The organism is Pseudomonas sp. NPDC086566, from assembly GCF_050280885.1.
Taxonomy (GTDB): Bacteria; Pseudomonadota; Gammaproteobacteria; order Pseudomonadales; family Pseudomonadaceae; genus Aquipseudomonas; species Aquipseudomonas vlassakiae.
On the sequence record NZ_JBNNWD010000004.1, the window covers coordinates 17983 to 37694 of the forward strand.

Sequence of the window (19712 nt, forward strand, 5' to 3'; positions counted from 1 at the left end):
CGCTCAATTGATCATAGGGCGTTAACGTCCTCAGGAACGTCAGATGAATAATGAAGTGCTAACCCCTGTCGCGATCAAGGATGCCCAGGCAGTCCCCGAACAGATGGTACAGACCCCGCCAGACCTGCCCGAGGTCGTCGAGCCGGTGGTCGAAGTCGCCGCTCCGGCCCCGGCGCCGACGCCGGCCATCGCCGTCCCGAGCCTGGACGACAGCAGCCTGTACATTCATCGCGAACTTTCCCAGCTGCAATTCAACATCCGTGTGCTGGAACAGGCGCTGGACGAATCGTACCCGCTGCTCGAGCGCCTCAAATTCCTGCTGATCTTCTCCAGCAACCTCGACGAGTTCTTCGAGATTCGCGTCGCCGGCCTGAAGAAGCAGATCAACTTCGCCCGCGAACTGGCCGGTGCCGATGGTTTGCAGCCGCATCAGGCACTGGCACGTATCAGTGAGCTGGTGCACATCGAGGTCGAGCGCCAGTACGCGATCCTCAACGATGTGCTGCTGCCGGAACTGGAAAAGCACGCCATCCGCTTCATTCGGCGCCGCTACTGGACGCCCAAGCTCAAGGCCTGGGTGCGCCGTTACTTCCGCGACGAGATCGCGCCGATCATCACCCCGATCGGCCTCGACCCGACCCACCCGTTCCCACTGCTGGTGAACAAGAGCCTGAACTTCATCGTCGAGCTCGAAGGGGTCGACGCCTTCGGCCGCGATTCCGGCCTGGCGATCATCCCGGCGCCACGCCTGCTGCCGCGCGTCATTCGTGTGCCGGAGGACGTAGGCGGCCCAGGCGACAATTATGTCTTCCTGTCGTCGATGATCCACGCCCACGCCGATGACCTGTTCCAGGGCATGAAGGTGAAGGGCTGCTACCAGTTCCGACTGACCCGTAACGCCGACCTGGCGCTGGACTCCGAAGAGGTCGACGACCTTGCCCGTGCCCTGCGCGGTGAACTGTTCTCGCGCCGCTACGGCGATGCCGTGCGACTGGAAGTTGCCGACACGTGCCCGAAACACCTGTCGGACTACCTGCTCAAACAGTTCAGCCTGAGCGAGAGCGAGCTCTACCAGGTCAACGGCCCGGTCAACCTGACCCGCCTGTTCAGCATCACTGGCCTCGACAGCCACCCGGAGCTGCAGTACACGCCGTTCACCCCGGCGATTCCCAAGCTGCTGCAGAACGCAGACAACATCTTCAGCGTGATCGGCAAGCAGGACATCCTGCTGATGCACCCGTTCGAGTCCTTCACCCCGGTGATCGACCTGCTGCGCCAGGCCGCCAAGGACCCGCACGTGCTCGCCGTGCGCCAGACCCTGTACCGTTCGGGGGCCAACTCGGAAATCGTCGACGCCTTGGTGGATGCGGCGCGCAACGGCAAGGAGGTCACTGCGGTGATCGAATTGCGCGCGCGCTTCGACGAGGAGTCCAACCTGCAGATGGCCAGCCGCCTGCAGGCAGCTGGTGCGGTGGTGATCTACGGTGTGGTCGGGTTCAAGACCCACGCCAAGATGATGCTGATCCTGCGCCGCGAGCAGGGCGAGATCGTGCGCTATGCGCACCTCGGTACCGGCAACTACCACGCCGGTAACGCCCGCCTGTACACCGACTACAGCCTGCTGACCTCCGACGATGCCCTCACCGAGGATGTCGGCAAGCTGTTCAGCCAGTTGATCGGCATGGGCAAGACCCTGCGCATGAAGAAGCTGCTGCACGCGCCGTTCACCCTGAAGAAGGGCATGCTCGACATGATCGCCCGGGAGACTCAGTTCGCCCTGGATGGCAAGCCGGCGCACATCATCGCCAAGTTCAACTCGCTGACCGACGCCAAGGTCATCAAGGCGCTGTACAAGGCCAGCCAGTCGGGCGTGAAGATCGATCTGGTGGTACGCGGCATGTGCTGCCTGCGTCCAGGCATTCCGGGGGTTTCGCACAACATCCAGGTGCGCTCGATCATCGGCCGCTTCCTCGAGCACACGCGGGTGTTCTATTTCCTCAATGGCGGCGAAGAGCAGATCTACCTGTCCAGTGCCGACTGGATGGAACGCAACCTCGACAAGCGCGTCGAGACTTGCTTCCCGGTAGAGGGCAAGAAGTTGTTGCTGCGGGTGAAAAAGGAGCTGGAAGGCTACCTGACCGACAACACCCATGCCTGGACCTTGCAGCCTGACGGGCGCTACGTGCGCAGCACCCCGACCGGCAACCAGAACCCACGCAGTGCCCAGGCGACCCTGCTGGAGCGCCTGAGCAACCCGGTCCTCAACGTACGCTGAGGACGAAGCCGACCCGGGCCAGCCACTCTGCCTCATTGGCGAAGTCGGCCTGGGTCAGCTGGTTCTGTTCCAGCCAGCCTTCAGGGAATACCACTTCAAGGCTGTCTTCGCCGGCCTGCAGCTCTACCTTGGGCATCTGCTGGTTGCCACGGATGTGGTGGAACAAGATGGCGAAGCGCAGCAGCACGCACAGGCGGATCAGCTGCACGGCTTCGTCGCCGAACTCGGAAAACTTGTCCTTGGGGATGTTGCGCCGATGGCCGCGCACCAGCAGCGCCATCATCTGCTGCTCGTCGCGAGAAAACCCCGCCAGGTCGGAGTGCTCGATCAGGTAGGCGCCATGCTTGTGATAATGGTAGTGGGCGATGTCCAGGCCGATTTCATGGATTTTTGCCGCCCAGCCCAGCAGGTCGCGCCAGTTGCCTTCTTCAAGCTTCCAGGCCTTGGCCACCTGGTCGAAGGCGTGCAGTGCCTTGCGTTCGACGCGTGCCGCCTGGCCCTGGTCGACGTGATAACGCTCCATCAGTGAATTGAGGGTGCGCTCGCGCACATCCTCGTGGTGATGGCGGCCGAGCAGGTCGAACAGCACGCCTTCGCGCAAGGCGCCGTCGCAGTGGTCCATGCGCTGCAGCTCCAGGGCGTCGAAAATGGCTTCTAGAATCGCCAGGCCGGCCGGGAAGATGGTACGCCGGTCGGGCTTGACGCCTTCGAAATCGATCTTGTCGGCCTCGCCCAGCTTGAACAGCTTGCGCTTGACCCAGGCCAGGCCCTCGGCATTCACCTCTCCGTTGCCCAGGCCGCCGGCCTTGATTGCGGCGCCGATGGCGCGAATGGTACCGGACGAGCCAATGGCCTCGTCCCAAGTCAGGCGATGCAGGGCGTTTTCGATGCTCATCAGCTCCAGGCGTGCGGCGGTGTAGGCCTGGGCGTAGCGCGCCGGGGTGATCTTGCCGTCGCGGAAGTAGCGCTGGGTGAAGCTCACGCAGCCCATCTGCAGGCTCTCGCGCAGCAGCGGTTCGAAGCGCTGGCCGATGATGAACTCGGTACTGCCGCCGCCGATGTCGGCGACCAGGCGCTTGCCGGGTGTGTCGGCCAGGGTGTGCGACACGCCGAGGTAGATCAGGCGTGCCTCTTCACGGCCGGAGATGACTTCCACCGGGTGGCCGAGAATGGTTTCGGCGCGCTGGATGAATTCGTTGCGATTGCGCGCTTCGCGCAAGGCATTGGTGCCGACGATGCGCACGGAGCCTGCCGGCATGCCGTTGATCAGTTGGGCAAAACGCTTGAGGCATTCCAGGCCTCGCTCCATGGCTTCTTCGCTGAGCTTGCGCTCATCGTCGATGCCGGCGGCCAGCTGAACCTTCTCGCCGAGCCGCTCGAGAATGCGGATTTCGGTGTGGTGAGCCTTGGCCACGACCATGTGGAAGCTGTTGGAGCCCAGGTCGATGGCGGCGATCAGGGACAGGTTCTTCGCGGAGGTATGCGGCATTCTGTGTGTTCTCGGTCGGTAACCCGGCAATCGTGCCACGATCCTTGGCTGACGCCAACGCGCACCGCACCGGGCCTTGATGCAAGGCAATGTGCCATTCCATGCTATGACACTTGTGTGACAGTTTGGATTCGTGGCGTCTTGCACAACTATAGTTACACTCAATCGTCCGTGACTTCCTGTAGGGCCTGGGTGCCGCTATCATGGGCCACGTTTTTTTGCTTACGACCCTGGAGATATCCATGAGCAGCGATCTGATCAAACACGTCACCGACGCCACCTTCGATGCCGAAGTCCTGCAGGCTCAAGGCCCGGTGCTGGTCGACTACTGGGCTGAATGGTGCGGTCCATGCAAGATGATCGCTCCGGTTCTGGACGACATCGCTTCCTCCTACGAGGGCAAACTGACCGTCGCCAAGCTGAACATCGACGACAACCAGGAAACCCCGGCCAAGCACGGCGTACGTGGCATTCCGACCCTGATGCTGTTCAAGAACGGCAACGTCGAAGCCACCAAGGTCGGCGCTCTCTCCAAATCGCAGCTGGCCGCGTTCCTCGACGCCCACCTGTGATATGAAGAAAAAACCCCGCAAATGCGGGGTTTTTTCTTTTTCAGAGCACTAGACGCAGAAAAAAGCAAGTGTTACATTCGGCCTCGCACTGCTTCTTCAGTGCCCTCTGCACGCCGTCGCCGAAGCATCCCTAATTCGAATCAGTACGCGATCCTGTCGCCATCAAGCGGCGCGGCCTCATTAAGCCAAAGCTTAATTCTCCCTTCTTACATGATTACGTCACTCCCCTTATGAACCTGACTGAACTCAAGCAAAAGCCGATTACCGATCTTTTGGAAATGGCCGAACAGATGGGCATCGAAAACATGGCCCGTTCGCGCAAACAGGACGTGATTTTCGCCCTGCTCAAAAAGCACGCGAAAAGCGGCGAAGAGATCTCGGGTGACGGCGTGCTGGAGATTCTCCAGGATGGTTTCGGTTTCCTGCGTTCGGCTGATGCGTCCTACCTGGCCGGCCCTGACGACATCTACGTCTCGCCAAGCCAGATCCGCCGTTTCAACCTGCGTACCGGCGACACCATCGTCGGCAAGATCCGCCCACCGAAGGAAGGGGAGCGTTACTTCGCCCTGCTGAAGGTCGACACCATCAACTTCGACCGACCGGAAAACGCGAAGAACAAGATCCTCTTCGAAAACCTGACGCCGCTGTTCCCGAACAAGCGCCTGAAGATGGAAGCCGGCAACGGCTCCACCGAGGACTTGACCGGTCGCGTCATCGACCTGTGCGCCCCGATTGGCAAAGGCCAGCGTGGCCTGATCGTCGCACCGCCGAAAGCCGGTAAGACCATCATGCTGCAGAACATCGCGGCGAACATCACTCGTAACAACCCAGAGTGCCACCTGATCGTCCTGCTGATCGACGAGCGCCCTGAAGAAGTGACCGAAATGCAGCGCACCGTGCGCGGCGAAGTGGTCGCCTCGACCTTCGACGAGCCGCCAACCCGCCACGTGCAGGTTGCCGAGATGGTGATCGAGAAGGCCAAGCGCCTGGTCGAGCACAAGAAGGACGTGGTCATCCTGCTTGACTCCATCACCCGTCTGGCGCGTGCCTACAACACCGTGATCCCGAGCTCCGGCAAGGTACTGACCGGTGGTGTCGACGCCCACGCCCTGGAGAAGCCGAAGCGTTTCTTCGGCGCCGCGCGTAACATCGAGGAAGGTGGCTCGCTGACGATTATCGCCACCGCGCTGGTTGAAACCGGCTCGAAGATGGACGAAGTGATCTACGAAGAGTTCAAGGGTACCGGCAACATGGAGCTGCCCCTGGACCGTCGTATCGCAGAGAAGCGTGTGTTCCCGGCCATCAACATCAACCGTTCCGGTACCCGCCGCGAAGAGTTGCTGACCGCCGACGACGAACTGCAGCGCATGTGGATCCTGCGCAAGCTGCTGCACCCGATGGACGAGATCGCCGCCATCGAATTCCTGGTCGACAAACTCAAGCAAACCAAGACCAACGACGAGTTCTTCCTGTCGATGAAGCGTAAGTAAGCGTTTCTAGCCGGAATTGATTGGGGCCGCTTCGCGCCCCTTCGCGGCGGTTCGGCGCGAAGGGCTGCGAAGCGGCCCCAATGCATTTTTGCCCCCAAACAAGGCCCGAACGGCGCTACACTCAGCACCCCGACCGATACGGCCAACACGAGGCTCATGCATGCAGTATCGCGATTTGCGCGACTTCATCCGTGGCCTGGAGCAGCGCGGTGAACTCAAGCGCATCCAGGTTCCGATTTCCCCAGTCCTGGAAATGACCGAGGTCTGCGACCGCACCCTGCGCGCCAAGGGGCCGGCCTTGTTGTTCGAAAAGCCCACCGGCTTCGACATTCCGGTGCTTGGCAACCTGTTCGGCACGCCAGAGCGCGTGGCCATGGGCATGGGCGCCGAGTCGGTCGACGAACTGCGCGAGATCGGCAAACTGCTGGCCTTCCTCAAGGAGCCCGAGCCGCCGAAAGGCCTCAAGGATGCCTGGTCCAAGCTGCCGATCTTCAAGAAGGTCGTGTCGATGGCACCCAAGGTGGTCAAGGACGCGGTGTGCCAGGAAGTGGTCGTCGAGGGTGACGATGTCGACCTCGGCCAGTTGCCGATCCAGCACTGCTGGCCGGGCGACGTGGCGCCGCTCATCACCTGGGGCCTGACCGTGACGCGTGGGCCGAACAAGGACCGCCAGAACCTGGGCATCTACCGCCAGCAGGTGATCGGCCGCAACAAGGTGATCATGCGCTGGCTGAGCCACCGAGGCGGCGCGCTCGACTACCGTGAGTGGTGCGAAAAGAACCCCGGCCAGCCGTTCCCGGTCGCCGTGGCCCTGGGCGCTGACCCGGCTACCATCCTTGGCGCCGTGACGCCAGTACCGGACACCCTCTCCGAATACGCCTTTGCCGGCCTGCTGCGTGGCAATCGTACTGAGCTGGTCAAGTGCCGTGGCAGCAACCTGCAGGTACCCGCCACTGCCGAGATCATCCTCGAAGGCGTGATACATCCAGGCGAAATGGCCCCGGAAGGCCCTTACGGCGATCACACCGGCTATTACAACGAGGTGGACAGCTTCCCGGTGTTCACCGTCGAACGCATCACCCACCGGCAAAAGCCGATCTACCACAGCACCTACACGGGCCGGCCGCCGGATGAGCCGGCGATTCTGGGCGTGGCACTGAACGAAGTGTTCGTGCCGATCCTGCAGAAGCAGTTCCCGGAAATCGTCGACTTCTACCTGCCGCCTGAAGGCTGCTCGTACCGCATGGCGGTGGTGACCATGAAAAAGCAGTACCCAGGCCACGCCAAGCGCGTGATGCTGGGTGTGTGGTCGTTCCTGCGACAGTTCATGTACACCAAGTTCGTTATCGTCACCGACGACGACATCAACGCTCGCGACTGGAACGACGTGATCTGGGCCATTACCACGCGCATGGACCCCAAGCGTGATACGGTGATGATCGACAACACCCCGATCGATTACCTCGACTTCGCGTCGCCGGTATCGGGGCTGGGGTCGAAGATGGGCCTGGACGCCACGCACAAGTGGCCGGGCGAGACTACACGCGAATGGGGCCGGGTTATCGTCAAGGACGAGGCCGTCACCCGCCGTATCGATGAGCTGTGGGATCAGTTGGGAATAGATTGATGCAGGTAACGTTGCAGCCGTCCGGGGCGGTGCTGGCGCTCGAACCCGGGGAACGGATCCTGGATGGTGCGCGGCGGCTGGGCTATGACTGCCCGAATAGCTGCCGCAATGGCAATTGCCATGTCTGTGCCGCGTTGTTGGTCGAAGGAAGCGTGCGTCAGGACGGTGAGGTCCGTGACCATGGCGAGTTGTTTACCTGCATTGCCGAACCGCTGGAGGACTGTGTGTTGCTCTGGGATGGTGTGCTGGCCCCGGGCGAGCTGCCAGTGCGCAAACTGGCGTGCAGCCTGAGCGAATGCGTCGAGGTCGGTGGCGACGTCTGGCGCGTGCGCCTGCTGGCGCCAGCCGGCAAGCCGCCGCGTTACCATGCTGGGCAGTACCTGATGATCGAGCGCGAGGGCGGCAAGCCGGCGGCCTTTTCGCTGGCCTCTGCGCCACATTCAGGGCGCGAGCTCGAGCTGCATGTGCTGGGCCGCGAGGCTAGCGCGCTGCAGTTGCTGGCGCAGTTGCAGCGTGACCGCATGGCGCGTATCGAGATGCCATTCGGCGATACCCACCTTGCCGAGCTGCCTGACGGGCCACTGGTGCTGATTGCCGCAGGCACCGGCATGGGCCAGATGCACAGCCTGGTCGAACATTGCCGCGCCCAGGGCTTCAAGCACCCGGTGCACCTGTACTGGGGCGTGCGCCGCCCCGAAGACTTCTACAGCATTGAGCATTGGGCTGAATGGGAGCGCTTGCCCAACCTGTTCTTGCACAAAGTGGTCAGTGACCTGTGTGGCTGGGAAGGGCGTTGCGGCATGCTGCACGACGCGGTGCGTGAAGATGTGAAAGACCTCAATACCGTGCATGTGTATGCCAGTGGTTCGCCGAACATGGTCTACGCCACACTCGACGCCCTGGTCGAGGCTGGCATGGATGCGCATCGCATGCGCGCCGATGTGTTTGCCTACGCACCACGCGCTTAATAACCGAAGTTTGAAGTAGTGGGTATAAGGCGGTCATTGTTACCGCCTTGACCATTAACTTTCGCACCCAGAGAATCAATACTTCCCAGTCGTCGGAACTGTACGTGAAACACTGTTCATGGGACTTGAGTATTGCTGCGGTTGTATCCTATGGTTACTGCAAGCGCCCGTGGCGCGGCTGCTCAGGCCGCGTCACCAGCGCCTCCAGCTTTATACGTAGTGCACAGGGAATAATGGCGGCAGCTTATGTCGGCACTTGAAAGTTTGTCCTGGGAAGTTACATATCCACCGACGCTCGACTTCGGCCAGCAACTGACCCGTGAGCAATTGCTCAACTCCATGCAAACCACCATGTCTCGCCATGAAGGTGGCCCGGTCTGGTTATTTGCCTATGGTTCGTTGATCTGGCGCCCGGAATGCAATTCCGTGGAGCGCCAGCGGGCTCGAGTGCATGGTTATCACCGCGGGTTGTACCTGTGGTCGCACGAGCACCGGGGTACGCCGGAAACGCCAGGCCTGGTTTTTGGCCTGGATCGCGGCGGTTCTTGTAGCGGCTTTGCCTATCGCCTCGATGACAGCAACCTCGATGATTCGCTGATGGCCCTGTGGCAGCGGGAGATGCCTTATCCGGCCTATCGGCCGCACTGGCTCAACTGTCGGCTGGGTGATGGCAGCAAGGTGCAGGCGCTGGGGTTTGTGCTGGAGCGGCACCTGCCATGCTATGCAGGTGATCTGCCGGACACCTTGCTAAGCCAGATTCTGGCCAGTGCCAAGGGGCGCTATGGCACCACGCGGGATTATGTCGAGCAGACACTGAATGCGCTGCGCAGCCATCAGATGCCTGATCGCAACCTCGAGGCGCGGTTCCGGCGCTGCCATAACCTGCGCGAGTTGTGAATAAGCTAACGGCCCATTCGCGGGCATGCCCGCTCCCACAGGGATCGCACAATCCTGTAGAAGCGGGCATGCCCGCGAAGAGGCCGGGCCTGCCTTACTGGGCCAATACCACCAACTTACCCACAGCCCGCCGTTGGCCCAAGGCTTCAATGGCAGCCCCGGCTTCAGCCAGTGGATAAGTCTTTGACACCAAGGGCTTCAACTTACCCTCGGCATGCCAGGCAAACAGCTGCCGGAAGTTCGCCGCATTGTCCTCGGGCTGGCGCTGGGCAAACGCCCCCCAGAACACCCCAAGCACTGCCGCCCCCTTGAGTAGCACCAGGTTCGCCGCCATCTGCGGAATGGTCCCGCTGGCAAACCCCACCACCAGCAGTCGGCCCTGCCACGCCAGTCCGCGCACGGCCTGGTCGAACAGCTCGCCGCCCACCGGGTCGTAGATCACATCCACACCCTGGCCGCCGGTCAGGCGTTTGATCTCTTCCTTGAGGCTGGCCTGGCTGTAGTTGATCGTTTCGTCAGCCCCTGCGGCCTTGGCAACGGCAAGTTTCTCGGCGCTGCTGGCTGCGGCGATCACTTTTGCGCCCATGGCCTTGCCAATTTCTACCGCTGCCAAGCCAACACCACCGGATGCACCGAGCACCAGCAGGGTTTCGCCGGGCTGCAGCTGGCCGCGCTGTTTCAGTGCATGCATCGACGTGCCATAGGTCATGCCGAACGCGGCGGCGGTGGCAAAATCCATGTGCTCGGGGATTGGCATCACGTTGTAGAACGGCACCGCCACCTGCTCGGCAAATGCTCCCCAGCCGGTCAGGGCCATCACCCGGTCGCCGACTTTGAATGCCCCAGCCCGTTCGCCAACCGCTGCGATCACCCCGGCGGCTTCGCCTCCCGGTGAAAAAGGCAAGGGTGGTTGGAACTGGTATTTGCCTTCGATGATCAGCGTGTCGGGGAAGTTGACCCCGGCGGCCTGCACATCGAGCAGGATCTCGTTCTTCTTCGGTACCGGACTGGCCACATCCTCCAGCACCAGGTCACGAGCTGGGCCCAGGGTTTTGCACAACACAGCTTTCATCGGGCTATTCCTTTGCGTGTAGTGGCCGATAAGTGTAGGAGGGTCGTCTGCCGGGTCAACGAGCATGGCCCGCCCTGATGTGCTGGCATAAGCCTGGGCTTGGGTTTGAACGGCATGCTGGGTAAGCTGGCGCCAATTGTTTTGAGGAGCGAATTCGTGAAAGCGTGGATCTTGATGGTACTGGCGCTGATGCTGCCAGCGGCGGCCATGGCCGAGGAAGCCAAGGAAGGGGAGCCGAAGGTTGCCTACATCACCCTGAGCCCGCCCTTCGTCGGCAACTACGCGCTTGATGGCAGCCCCAAGCTGCGCGTGTACAAGGCCGATGTGGCCCTGCGCGTGACGGGCGACGCCGCAGCGGCTGCGGTCAAGCACCAGGAGCCACTGATCCGCAACCAGCTGGTGGCATTGTTCACCCAGCAGACGGTGGACAGCATGAGCAACGTCGACGCCAAGGAAAAGCTGCGCCAGGAAGCGTTGAAGCAGGTGCAGCAGGTGATGGAATCGGAAGAGGGCAAGCCGATTGTCGAGGATCTTCTGTTCAATAACCTGATTGTGCAGTGATTTGACATAGTGCCACTGAGTACGACGGAGCCTGAGCGCTTGGCCAGGCATCATGTCGTGTTGCCTAGTTATCTGCCGGGCTCTGCTTTGGCATGCTGGGCCAAGTGGCGACATGGTTTACACCGTCTCTATAACCAGATTGGACAGGTGTCGCATCAAGTCGCGCCGAGGTGGTGGCCGAGAGTATGTGGTATTGACGATGCAGCCTGAGCATTTTGCCGCTGTACGGGAAGCTGTCAGCTTTGCGCTGGGCTTCACACATCCGGCAACAGTGCCGACAGTTGTCAGTGGCATGCAGGATGCACCATACTGAGTGCGTTCCCGAAAGGGGCTTGTGAGACTCTGCGGATCCTGGTCTATCCAGCAATTACAGAGCCGGGCAGGTAACAGGCGATAACAAGCCTACCTGTCTGTGAGTAGGGCGCCGCAAGGCGCCCTTTGTCTTTATTGGCCTGTGTGGAATCGGTTCAGCGCGCCAGCGCAATGATCGCCGCCCACTGCTCTTCAGTCACCGGCATCACCGACAGCCGCGAGCCTTTCTGCACCAGCGGTAGCTCTGCCAGCGCACTCTGCTGCTTCAACAAACCCAGCCCCAGCACCTGGCGGAAGGTTTTCACGTGGGCTACGTCCACTGCGCTCCACGGGTTCTTCTCGGCATTGGCCTTGGCGTCGAAGTAGTGGCTTTCCGGGTCCAGTGCCGTCGGGTCCGGGTAGGCCGCCGTGGTGATACGGGCGATACCGGCAATGCCCGGCTGCGGGCAGCTGGAGTGGTAAAAGAAAAACTCGTCGCCTACGCCCATGGCCCGTATGAAGTTGCGCGCCTGGTAGTTGCGTACGCCATCCCAGCGCGCCTCGCCCAGGCGGCCAAGGCCTTCTATCGAGAGCTCGTCGGGCTCGGATTTCATCAGCCAATAGGCCATGGGTACTGCTCCTGAAAAGGTTTGAAATAACCTGTTGCACGAAACCGACAGCCGGTTGGCGTCAACGTTTGCGTTGTCGGCTCAGGTTGTCGGAAAATGCGCCGATTTTAAAGCTAGACGCTCCGGCGGCACCTAGAAGGTCGCCGAGCCTGAACGTATGCCTAGGGGGGGCATTCTTCGATGAATCAACGCAAACCGGATCTACTGTGGATCCTGGTCTTCATCTTTGGTCTTGGCGTGGTCACCACCGGTTATGCCCAAGGTATCTGGGAGCGCAAGCTGGATACCGCCTATCAGACGCCGGTCGACGCCAACCCGCAGAAACGCTGAGCCGCTCAGTTCGGCGCCAGGTACCAGCCGCGGTCGCTGACCGTCCCCTGCAGTGGTACATCCCAACTGGCTTGCGCCAGTCGCTCGACCTTCTGGCATTCATGCGCCAGCCCCAGCAGCAATGGTTTCTTCCAGGTCTTGCGACGTGCCTGGTAGGCCAGGCTACGGTCGTAGAAACCCCCGCCCATGCCCAGTCGCCCGCCGACCTCATCGAAGCCGACCAGTGGCAACAGGATCAGATCCAACGACCAGATCGGGCGCTGGCGCCGACGGTCGGTCAATGGCTCAGCGATTCGGAACCGATTGCGCTTGAGTTTTTCGCCCTGCTCGAAACGCTGGAACACCATGCGCGTGCGTGGCCAGGCATGCAGTACCGGCAGGTAAGTGCGCTTGCCCCGGCGCTGGGCCTCGCGCAGCAGCAGGCTCGGGTCGATTTCACCGTCGTTGGGCAGGTACAGGGCGATATGCCGGGCGCGGCGGAACAAGGGGTGCTGCGCCAATTGGCGGTACAGGCCGCGTGAGGCCTGGTGCTGCTGTGCGGGTGTCAGGGCGCGGCGGGCATTGCGAAGCAGGCGACGAAGCTGGGGGCGGGAAAGCGACGCAGTTTCGGTCATGGCACTGGTTATCCCAGGTGTCGGATTGCCCAGCTGAGCGCTCGGCAGGAGGAATCAGGCTCCCCGATAAGACCGCTATCGGTGTAGCCCTTGAACCCGAAAGTTCAAGGTGGAGATTGCAGGGGGCGTTAAGGCTTTCCGTCGGGCGGACATGCACACCGGCCCCAGCGTGCAACCCCCGTGGTTGTGCGTATCGGCTCAGGGACATAACCGACTGGCGCATCCCCCAGGGAGTGGCGCCAGTATACCAATCTCAGCCGTTTTTGGTACCCGCATCGTCGGACAGCGCCTGATCGACCCGCTCAAGCAGGTCACGCACCTGTTCACGGCTGGTGCCGCTCACCGGGGTATCGCTGCGATCCTCCTGGCGGTGCAGCATCTCGTGAGTGATATTCAACGCCGCCATGACCGCAATGCGGTCTGCACCGATCACCTTGCCGCTGCTGCGGATCTCGCGCATCTTGCCGTCCAGGTAGCGCGCGGCGCTGACCAGGTTGTTGCGCTCTTCCGGCGGGCAGATGATCGAATACTCCTTGTCGAGGATCTGCACGGTGACGCTATTGCTTGAACTCATGAGTCTTGCTCCAGGGCCTTCAGGCGTAAAATCATCGACTCGACCTTGCGCTTGGCGATTTCGTTCTTTTCGATGAGGTGGGCGCGCTCTTCGCGCCAGGATTTTTCCTGAGCTACTAGGAGTGCATTTTGCCGTTTTAGTTGCTCGATGCGTTCAATCAGCAACTCGAATCGGCTCATCAGCGCTTGCAGGTCGTTCTCTTGCGTGGGTTGCACTCGATTCGCTCCGTCGTTGAATCACCCTGCGATGATGCCTCTCCCGGCGCAGCGGCGGCCAGTGCCGATGGTCTTGGCGCGCCTGCCGGTGCTAGGATACAAGGTCTTCATTCTAGTCAAATGCGCCGTCTGGCGCCTAGCCGACCATGCCTAATACTCAATCGCCTTACGTTGCCTTCGCCATGCTCCTTTCCAGCAATGGCCACCCTGTAACCCCTGCCGAACTGCACGGCCTGCTGATCGGCCGCAGCTGTGCCGGCGCAGGCTTCGATGCCGAGGCCTGGCTGGCTGATGCCGCCCAACTGCTGGAAACCGAACCCGGTGACGCCGTGCGCAATGCCCTGATCGGCCTGCAGGAAATGGTCAAGGGCGAGCTGAGCAGCGAAGACATGGCCATCGTCCTGCTGCTGCCGAGCGACGATGCTGCACTTGCTGACCGCGCCGAAGCGCTGGGCCAGTGGTGCCAGGGTTTCATCACCGGCTTCGGCCTGAACGCCGGGGGGCAGGACCTGTCTACCGAAGCCAAGGAAGTGCTGCAGGACCTGGTGGCCATTTCCCAGGTCCAGGAAGCTCTCGAGGAATCCGAAGACGGCGAGAACGACTACATGGAAGTCATGGAATACCTGCGCGTCGCACCGCTGCTGCTGTACACGGAGCTGGCCGCGCCTGCCGCACCCGCACCAAAACCTTCGCTGCACTGATCAACCGGGGGTAGTTCTGCCCATGAGCCACATACCCAAGGCCGAGTATGCCCGTCGGCGCAAGGCGCTGATGGCGCAGATGGTCCCCAACAGCATCGCCATTCTGCCCGCCGCCGCTGTTGCCATCCGCAACCGCGACGTCGAGCACGTATACCGCCAGGACAGCGATTTTCAGTACCTCAGCGGCTTCCCCGAGCCTGAGGCGGTGATTGCACTGATCCCTGGCCGCGAGCATGGCGAGTACGTGCTGTTTTGCCGCGAGCGCAACCCGGAGCGTGAGCAGTGGGACGGGCTGCGTGCCGGTCAGGAAGGCGCAATCCGTGACTTTGGTGCGGACGATGCCTTCCCGATCACCGATATCGACGAGATCCTGCCGGGCCTGATCGAAGGCCGCGAGCGGGTCTACAGCGCCATGGGCAGCAACGCTGAGTTCGACCGCCGGTTGATGGACTGGATCAACGTGATCCGCTCCAAGGCGCGCCTCGGCGCCCAGCCGCCAAACGAGTTCGTTGCGCTGGATCATCTGCTGCACGACATGCGCCTGTATAAATCGGCAGCGGAAGTGAAGGTGATGCGTGCCGCCGCGGATATTTCAGCGCGCGCCCACGTGCGCGCCATGCAGGCCTGCCGGGCCGGGTTGCACGAGTACAGCCTGGAAGCCGAGCTGGACTATGAATTCCGCAAGGGCGGGGCGAAGATGCCGGCCTACGGCTCGATCGTCGCCGCCGGGCGCAATGGCTGCATCCTGCACTACCAACAGAACGATGCTCCGCTCAAGGATGGCGACCTGGTGCTGATCGATGCCGGCTGCGAGATCGATTGCTATGCCAGCGACATCACCCGTACCTTCCCGGTCAGCGGGCGTTTTACGCCCGAGCAGAAGGCGATCTACGAGTTGGTGCTCAAGGCACAGGCTGCCGCCTTTGCCGAGATCGCCCCGGGCAAGCACTGGAACCACGCCCATGAGGCGACCGTGCGGGTCATTACCGAGGGGCTGGTGGAGCTGGGTTTGCTCAAGGGGGAGGTGCAGGCGCTGATCGACAGCGAGGCTTACCGGGCTTTCTACATGCACCGCGCCGGGCACTGGCTGGGCATGGACGTGCACGATGTCGGCGAATACAAGGTCGGTGGCGAGTGGCGGGTGCTGGAGCCCGGCATGGCACTGACTGTCGAGCCAGGCATTTACATAGCCGCCGACAACCAGGAGGTCGCGAAGAAATGGCGCGGCATCGGTATCAGGATCGAGGACGACGTGGTAGTGACCAAGCAAGGTTGTGAAATTCTCACCTCGGGCGTGCCCCGCACGGTTGCCGAGATCGAGGCGCTGATGCAGGCTGCGCGCAAGGACGCGGCATGAGTCGGGTCAACCTGGCGATCATCGGTGGCGGGCTGGTGGGCGCAAGCCTGGCGTTGGCCCTGCAGGCAGGTGCCAAGGCGCGCGGCTGGAAGATCCTGCTGATCGAGCCGTTCGCCCCCGGCGACAGCTTCCAGCCCAGCTACGATGCCCGCTCTTCGGCACTGTCGTTCGGCACCCGGCAGATCTACCAGCATCTTGGCCTTTGGCAAACCATCAGCCCGCGCGCCGAGCCGATCCGGCAGATCCAGGTTTCCGACCGTGGCCGTTTCGGCGCCACCCGCCTGGACGCCATGGAAGAAGGCGTGCCGGCCCTGGGATACGTGGTGGAGAACGCCTGGCTCGGCCAGTGCCTGTGGCAAGGGCTGGACAGCGAGGTGGTGAGCTGGCGCTGCCCGGCCGAAGTGAAGGCGATGCAAGCCATTGAAGGTGGCTACCGCCTGCTGCTGGACGACGACACCAGCCTGGAATGTGACCTGGCGGTGCTGGCAGACGGCGGCCGCTCCGGCCTGCGTGAGCAGTTGGGTATCCACGTGCGCCGTACGCCCTATGAGCAAAGCGCGCTGATCGCCAACATCACACCCGGCGAGGCCCACTGCGGCCAAGCCTTCGAACGTTTCACCGAGCAAGGTCCCATGGCCTTGCTGCCACTACCGGAAAACCGCTGCGCGCTGGTCTGGACGCGCCAGGGGATGGATGCCAGGCGTCTGGCCGAGATCGACGAGCGCAGCTTCCTGCGTGAGTTGCAGGATGCCTTTGGGTATCGGCTTGGCGGCCTGCGCCAGGTCGGTGCCAGGCATCTCTACCCGCTGGCGCTGATCGAAGCCCAGGAACAGGTCCGTCCACACCTGGTGGTGCTGGGCAATGCCGCGCACAGCCTGCACCCGATTGCCGGGCAGGGCTTCAACCTGTCGCTGCGTGATGTGCAGGCGCTGGCCGACGCGCTTTTGCTCGGCCCACAGCACCCGGGCGACCTCGCTACTTTACAGGCTTATCACCAGCGCCAGCGTCTCGACCAGGCCCTGACCATCGGCTTCTCCGACCAGGTCACACGCCTGTTCGGCAGCAACCAGCCACTGCTGGCGGCAGGGCGCAATATCGGCCTGCTCGGGCTCGACCTGCTGCCACCGGCAAAAAGCTGGTTCGCTCGCCAGGCCATGGGCCTCGGGACCCGCCCCGATCCGCGGGGCCAGGCATGAGCAACCCGCGCAGGCTGGCGCGCCGGGCGCGCATGTTGCGCTGGCTCCTGAACTTCTACCCGCCGTACCTGGGCGCAGGCATCCACATCCAGCACATCAGCCCGGACATGCGCAGCGTCAAGGTACGCATGAAGCTGACCCGCTGGAACCGCAACTACGTCGGCACCCAGTTCGGCGGCAGCCTGTATTCAATGGTCGACCCGTTCTACATGTTGCTGCTGATCGAGCAGCTGGGCCGCGAATACATTGTCTGGGACAAGGCGGCCAGCATCGATTTCATCGCGCCGGGCAAGGGCACGGTGTACGCCGAATTCCACGTCGATGACGCGCTGCTGGACGAAATCCGCCAGCAGACCGCCACCGGCAAGAAGTACCTGCCGCGTGTGCAGGTCGATATCCGTGACGAAGCCGGTGAGCTGGTGGCACGGGTCGATAAAACCCTATACGTGCGGCTCAAGCCGCAAGCGAGGCAGGCGTAAGGCATGGAAATGCGCGCAGATCTGTTGATTGTCGGTGCCGGTATGGTCGGCAGCGCCCTGGCCCTGGCGCTTCGCCACAGCGGCCTGGAAATCCTGTTGCTCGACGGCGGCCCGCTGTCGGTCAAACCGTTCGACGGCGCCGCACCGTTCGAGCCACGGGTCAGTGCCCTGTCGGCGGCCAGCCAGCGCATCCTCGAACGCCTGGGGGCCTGGGACGGCATCGCCGGGCGGCGCGTGTCGCCGTATTCCGACATGCATGTATGGGACGGCAGCGGTACTGGTCAGATTCATTTCTCGGCAGCCAACGTACATGCCCAGGTGCTCGGCCATATCGTCGAGAACCGGGTGGTGCAGGACGGTCTGCTGGAGCGCCTGCACGACAGCGACATCGGCTTGTTGCCCAATGCCCGCCTGGAGCAGCTGCGCCGCTCCGGTGACGAATGGCTGCTGACCCTGGCTGATGGCCGCCAGCTGCGTACACCGCTGGTGGTGGCCGCCGACGGCGCCAACTCGGCGGTTCGCCGCCTGGCCGGTTGCGAGACGCGGGAATGGGACTACCTGCACCACGCGATCGTCACCAGTGTGCGCTGCAGCGCCGCGCATCAGGCCACCGCCTGGCAGCGTTTCACCGATGAGGGGCCGCTGGCGTTTCTGCCGCTGTCGCGAGACGGCAAGCAGGACTGGTGCTCGATCGTCTGGTCGACGACCCCGGAGCAGGCCGAGCAGATCATGGCGCTGGATGAGCCGGCCTTCCTCAAGGCTTTGGAGCGGGCCTTCGAGGGCCGACTGGGTGAGGTGCTGGAGGCCGACCCGCGCGTCTGCGTGCCGTTGCGCCAGCGTCACGCCAAGCGCTACGTGGACGAAGGGCTGGTGCTGATCGGCGATGCCGCACACACCATCCACCCGTTGGCCGGGCAAGGCGTCAACCTGGGCTTCCTCGACGCTGCGGTGTTGGCCGAGGTGCTGGAACATGCCAGCTCGCGCGGCGAGCGGTTGGCGGATGTGAAAGTGCTCAGCCGTTATGAGCGCCGGCGTATGCCGCACAACCTTGCGTTGATGGCGGCGATGGAAGGTTTCGAGCGGTTGTTCCAGGCCAATCCGTTGCCGTTGCGCTGGTTGCGTAACAGCGGGTTGAAGCTGGTGGAACAGATGCCGGAGGCCAAGGCGTTGTTCGTGCGCCAGGCGTTGGGGCTGACCGGGGACCTGCCTGAACTGGCCAAGGCTTGAGACCGCGGGGGTCGCTTTGCGCCCCTCTGCAACATCCGGTAACTGCTCGGATGATGAGCTGGAAAATGGGATTCACTACCATTTGCGCCTCTCATACGATCCGAGGAGTGCTTTCCATGTTGCCACGCAAGCCCCTACTGGCCGCCCTGGCCCTGACCCTGTTCGGCGGCACCGCTCAGGCGGCGGACGAAGTGGTGGTGTACTCCTCGCGCATCGATGAGCTGATCAAGCCGGTATTCGACGCCTACACCGCCGAGACGGGGGTCAAGGTCAAGTTCATCACCGACAAGGAAGCCCCGCTGATGCAGCGCATCAAGGCCGAGGGCGAGAACGGTGTGGCCGACCTGCTGCTCACCGTCGATGCCGGCAACCTGTGGCAGGCCGAGCAGATGGGCATCCTGCAGCCGATCAAGTCGGCCATCATCGACCAGAACATCCCGCCGCAGTACCGTGCCTCATCCCATGACTGGACCGGCCTGAGCCTGCGCGCACGGACCATCGTCTACTCCACCGAACGGGTAAAGCCAGCTGAGCTGACCACCTACGAAGCCCTTGCCGACAAGCACTGGGAAGGCCGCCTGTGCCTGCGCACGGCGAAGAAGGTGTACAACCAGTCGCTGACCGCCACGCTCATCGAGAACCACGGTGAGGCCCAGGCCGAGCAGATCGTCAAAGGCTGGGTCGGCAACCTGGCCACCGATGTGTTCTCTGACGATAACTCGGTTATCCAGGCCATCGAGGCCGGCCAGTGCGATGTCGGTGTGGTCAACACCTACTACTACGGTCGCCTGCACGCCCAGAACCCGAAACTGCCCGTGAAGATCTTCTGGCCCAACCAGGGCGACCGCGGTGTGCATGTCAACCTGTCGGGCATCGGCCTGACCAAGCACGCGCCGCACCCCGAAGCCGCCACGAAGCTGGTGGAATGGATGACTGGCGAGAAGGCGCAGAAGCTGTTTGCCGACATCAACCAGGAGTTCCCGGCCAACCCGAAGGTCAAACCGTCGGACGAAGTGGCGGCCTGGGGCAGCTTCAAGGCTGACAGCATTCCCGTGGAAGTGGCCGGCAAGCGCCAGGCCGAGGCCATTCGCCTGATGGATCGCGCTGGCTGGAATTAAGTAGCAGGCCGTCACGGCCTCTTCGCGGGT

The 19712-nt window shown here is 62.6% G+C and carries 20 protein-coding genes and 1 other RNA gene; 14 read left to right on the forward strand and 7 right to left on the reverse strand.

The genetic code is table 11. From position 1 onward, the window contains the following. The first annotated feature begins 43 nt into the window (after positions 1 to 43). The gene (gene ppk1 / locus ACQKPS_RS10040) at positions 44 to 2275 is read left to right on the forward strand and encodes a polyphosphate kinase 1 (protein ID WP_254482537.1); all 2232 of its coding nucleotides are present in this window, start codon (positions 44 to 46) and stop codon (positions 2273 to 2275) included. Here ppk1 and ppx read toward each other — a convergent pair. Then, positions 2262 to 3764: an exopolyphosphatase gene (ppx, locus tag ACQKPS_RS10045; protein WP_254482539.1), complete on the reverse strand. Its 1503-nt coding sequence runs from the start codon at positions 3762 to 3764 to the stop codon at positions 2262 to 2264. The genes ppk1 and ppx overlap by 14 nt on opposite strands. Positions 3765 to 4006: 242 nt before the next feature. On the opposite strand from ppx, the gene trxA reads away from it, so the two are divergent. The 5 genes from trxA to ACQKPS_RS10070 all read left to right on the forward strand — a co-directional run bounded on the left by trxA (position 4007) and on the right by ACQKPS_RS10070 (position 9318). Further along, complete coding sequence (gene trxA, locus ACQKPS_RS10050) at positions 4007 to 4336, forward strand: thioredoxin TrxA (RefSeq protein WP_254482541.1); 330 nt, start codon at positions 4007 to 4009, stop codon at positions 4334 to 4336. 230 nt (positions 4337 to 4566) lie between these two features. Next, positions 4567 to 5826, forward strand: a complete 1260-nt coding sequence (rho, locus tag ACQKPS_RS10055) for a transcription termination factor Rho (protein WP_003253661.1) — start codon at positions 4567 to 4569, stop codon at positions 5824 to 5826. 160 nt (positions 5827 to 5986) lie between these two features. Then, complete coding sequence (gene ubiD, locus ACQKPS_RS10060) at positions 5987 to 7453, forward strand: 4-hydroxy-3-polyprenylbenzoate decarboxylase (RefSeq protein ID WP_060513169.1); 1467 nt, start codon at positions 5987 to 5989, stop codon at positions 7451 to 7453. Beyond that, a complete protein-coding gene (locus ACQKPS_RS10065; RefSeq protein ID WP_054883902.1) occupies positions 7453 to 8421 on the forward strand; it encodes a CDP-6-deoxy-delta-3,4-glucoseen reductase in 969 nt (322 codons plus the stop codon). The genes ubiD and ACQKPS_RS10065 overlap by 1 nt, the downstream gene beginning before the upstream one ends. Positions 8422 to 8667: 246 nt before the next feature. Beyond that, positions 8668 to 9318, forward strand: a complete 651-nt coding sequence (locus ACQKPS_RS10070) for a gamma-glutamylcyclotransferase (RefSeq protein ID WP_283724636.1) — start codon at positions 8668 to 8670, stop codon at positions 9316 to 9318. Positions 9319 to 9412: 94 nt separating this feature from the next. Here ACQKPS_RS10070 and ACQKPS_RS10075 read toward each other — a convergent pair whose 3' ends face one another. Beyond that, positions 9413 to 10390, reverse strand: a complete 978-nt coding sequence (locus tag ACQKPS_RS10075) for an NADPH:quinone oxidoreductase family protein (protein ID WP_427603867.1) — start codon at positions 10388 to 10390, stop codon at positions 9413 to 9415. A 156-nt stretch (positions 10391 to 10546) separates the two neighbouring features. Between ACQKPS_RS10075 and ACQKPS_RS10080 the strand changes: the two genes are divergently transcribed. After that, positions 10547 to 10951, forward strand: a complete 405-nt coding sequence (locus ACQKPS_RS10080) for a flagellar basal body-associated protein FliL (RefSeq protein WP_254482546.1) — start codon at positions 10547 to 10549, stop codon at positions 10949 to 10951. Positions 10952 to 11418: 467 nt separating this feature from the next. Here the strand turns inward: ACQKPS_RS10080 and ACQKPS_RS10085 are convergent, their stop codons facing one another. Beyond that, a complete protein-coding gene (locus tag ACQKPS_RS10085) occupies positions 11419 to 11871 on the reverse strand; it encodes an EVE domain-containing protein (RefSeq protein ID WP_313202451.1) in 453 nt (150 codons plus the stop codon). Positions 11872 to 12051: 180 nt separating this feature from the next. Between ACQKPS_RS10085 and ACQKPS_RS10090 the strand changes: the two genes are divergently transcribed. Next, complete coding sequence (locus ACQKPS_RS10090) at positions 12052 to 12201, forward strand: hypothetical protein (RefSeq protein ID WP_283724638.1); 150 nt, start codon at positions 12052 to 12054, stop codon at positions 12199 to 12201. A gap of 5 nt (positions 12202 to 12206) precedes the next feature. Here ACQKPS_RS10090 and ACQKPS_RS10095 read toward each other — a convergent pair whose 3' ends face one another. From ACQKPS_RS10095 to ACQKPS_RS10110, 4 genes are all read right to left on the reverse strand, one after another. Next, on the reverse strand, positions 12207 to 12815 hold the full coding sequence (locus tag ACQKPS_RS10095) for a 5-formyltetrahydrofolate cyclo-ligase (protein WP_254482549.1): 609 nt from the start codon (positions 12813 to 12815) through the stop codon (positions 12207 to 12209). A 56-nt stretch (positions 12816 to 12871) separates the two neighbouring features. Beyond that, positions 12872 to 13051: non-coding RNA, 6S RNA (ssrS, locus tag ACQKPS_RS10100), on the reverse strand. Positions 13052 to 13068: 17 nt separating this feature from the next. Beyond that, positions 13069 to 13389: a cell division protein ZapA gene (locus ACQKPS_RS10105; RefSeq protein WP_427603870.1), complete on the reverse strand. Its 321-nt coding sequence runs from the start codon at positions 13387 to 13389 to the stop codon at positions 13069 to 13071. Further along, complete coding sequence (locus ACQKPS_RS10110; RefSeq protein WP_031322377.1) at positions 13386 to 13568, reverse strand: TIGR02449 family protein; 183 nt, start codon at positions 13566 to 13568, stop codon at positions 13386 to 13388. The genes ACQKPS_RS10105 and ACQKPS_RS10110 overlap by 4 nt, the downstream gene beginning before the upstream one ends. A gap of 182 nt (positions 13569 to 13750) precedes the next feature. Here ACQKPS_RS10110 and ACQKPS_RS10115 point away from each other — a divergent pair, with 182 nt between their 5' ends. The 6 genes from ACQKPS_RS10115 to ACQKPS_RS10140 all read left to right on the forward strand — a co-directional run bounded on the left by ACQKPS_RS10115 (position 13751) and on the right by ACQKPS_RS10140 (position 19682). Beyond that, entirely contained in the window at positions 13751 to 14305 is a 555-nt protein-coding gene (locus tag ACQKPS_RS10115) for a YecA family protein (RefSeq protein ID WP_254482550.1), read from the forward strand. 22 nt (positions 14306 to 14327) lie between these two features. Next, positions 14328 to 15662, forward strand: coding sequence for a Xaa-Pro aminopeptidase (pepP, locus tag ACQKPS_RS10120; RefSeq protein WP_313202453.1), 1335 nt, complete (start codon positions 14328 to 14330; stop codon positions 15660 to 15662). Continuing rightward, complete coding sequence (ubiH, locus tag ACQKPS_RS10125) at positions 15659 to 16858, forward strand: 2-octaprenyl-6-methoxyphenyl hydroxylase (RefSeq protein WP_254482552.1); 1200 nt, start codon at positions 15659 to 15661, stop codon at positions 16856 to 16858. Before pepP ends, ubiH begins: the two co-directional genes overlap by 4 nt. After that, positions 16855 to 17337: a DUF4442 domain-containing protein gene (locus ACQKPS_RS10130; protein WP_254482553.1), complete on the forward strand. Its 483-nt coding sequence runs from the start codon at positions 16855 to 16857 to the stop codon at positions 17335 to 17337. The genes ubiH and ACQKPS_RS10130 overlap by 4 nt, the downstream gene beginning before the upstream one ends. 9 nt (positions 17338 to 17346) lie before the next feature. Beyond that, positions 17347 to 18564, forward strand: a complete 1218-nt coding sequence (locus tag ACQKPS_RS10135; RefSeq protein ID WP_427604245.1) for a 2-octaprenyl-3-methyl-6-methoxy-1,4-benzoquinol hydroxylase — start codon at positions 17347 to 17349, stop codon at positions 18562 to 18564. A 116-nt stretch (positions 18565 to 18680) separates the two neighbouring features. Further along, positions 18681 to 19682, forward strand: a complete 1002-nt coding sequence (locus ACQKPS_RS10140) for an extracellular solute-binding protein (protein ID WP_254482554.1) — start codon at positions 18681 to 18683, stop codon at positions 19680 to 19682. Positions 19683 to 19712 lie beyond the last annotated feature (30 nt).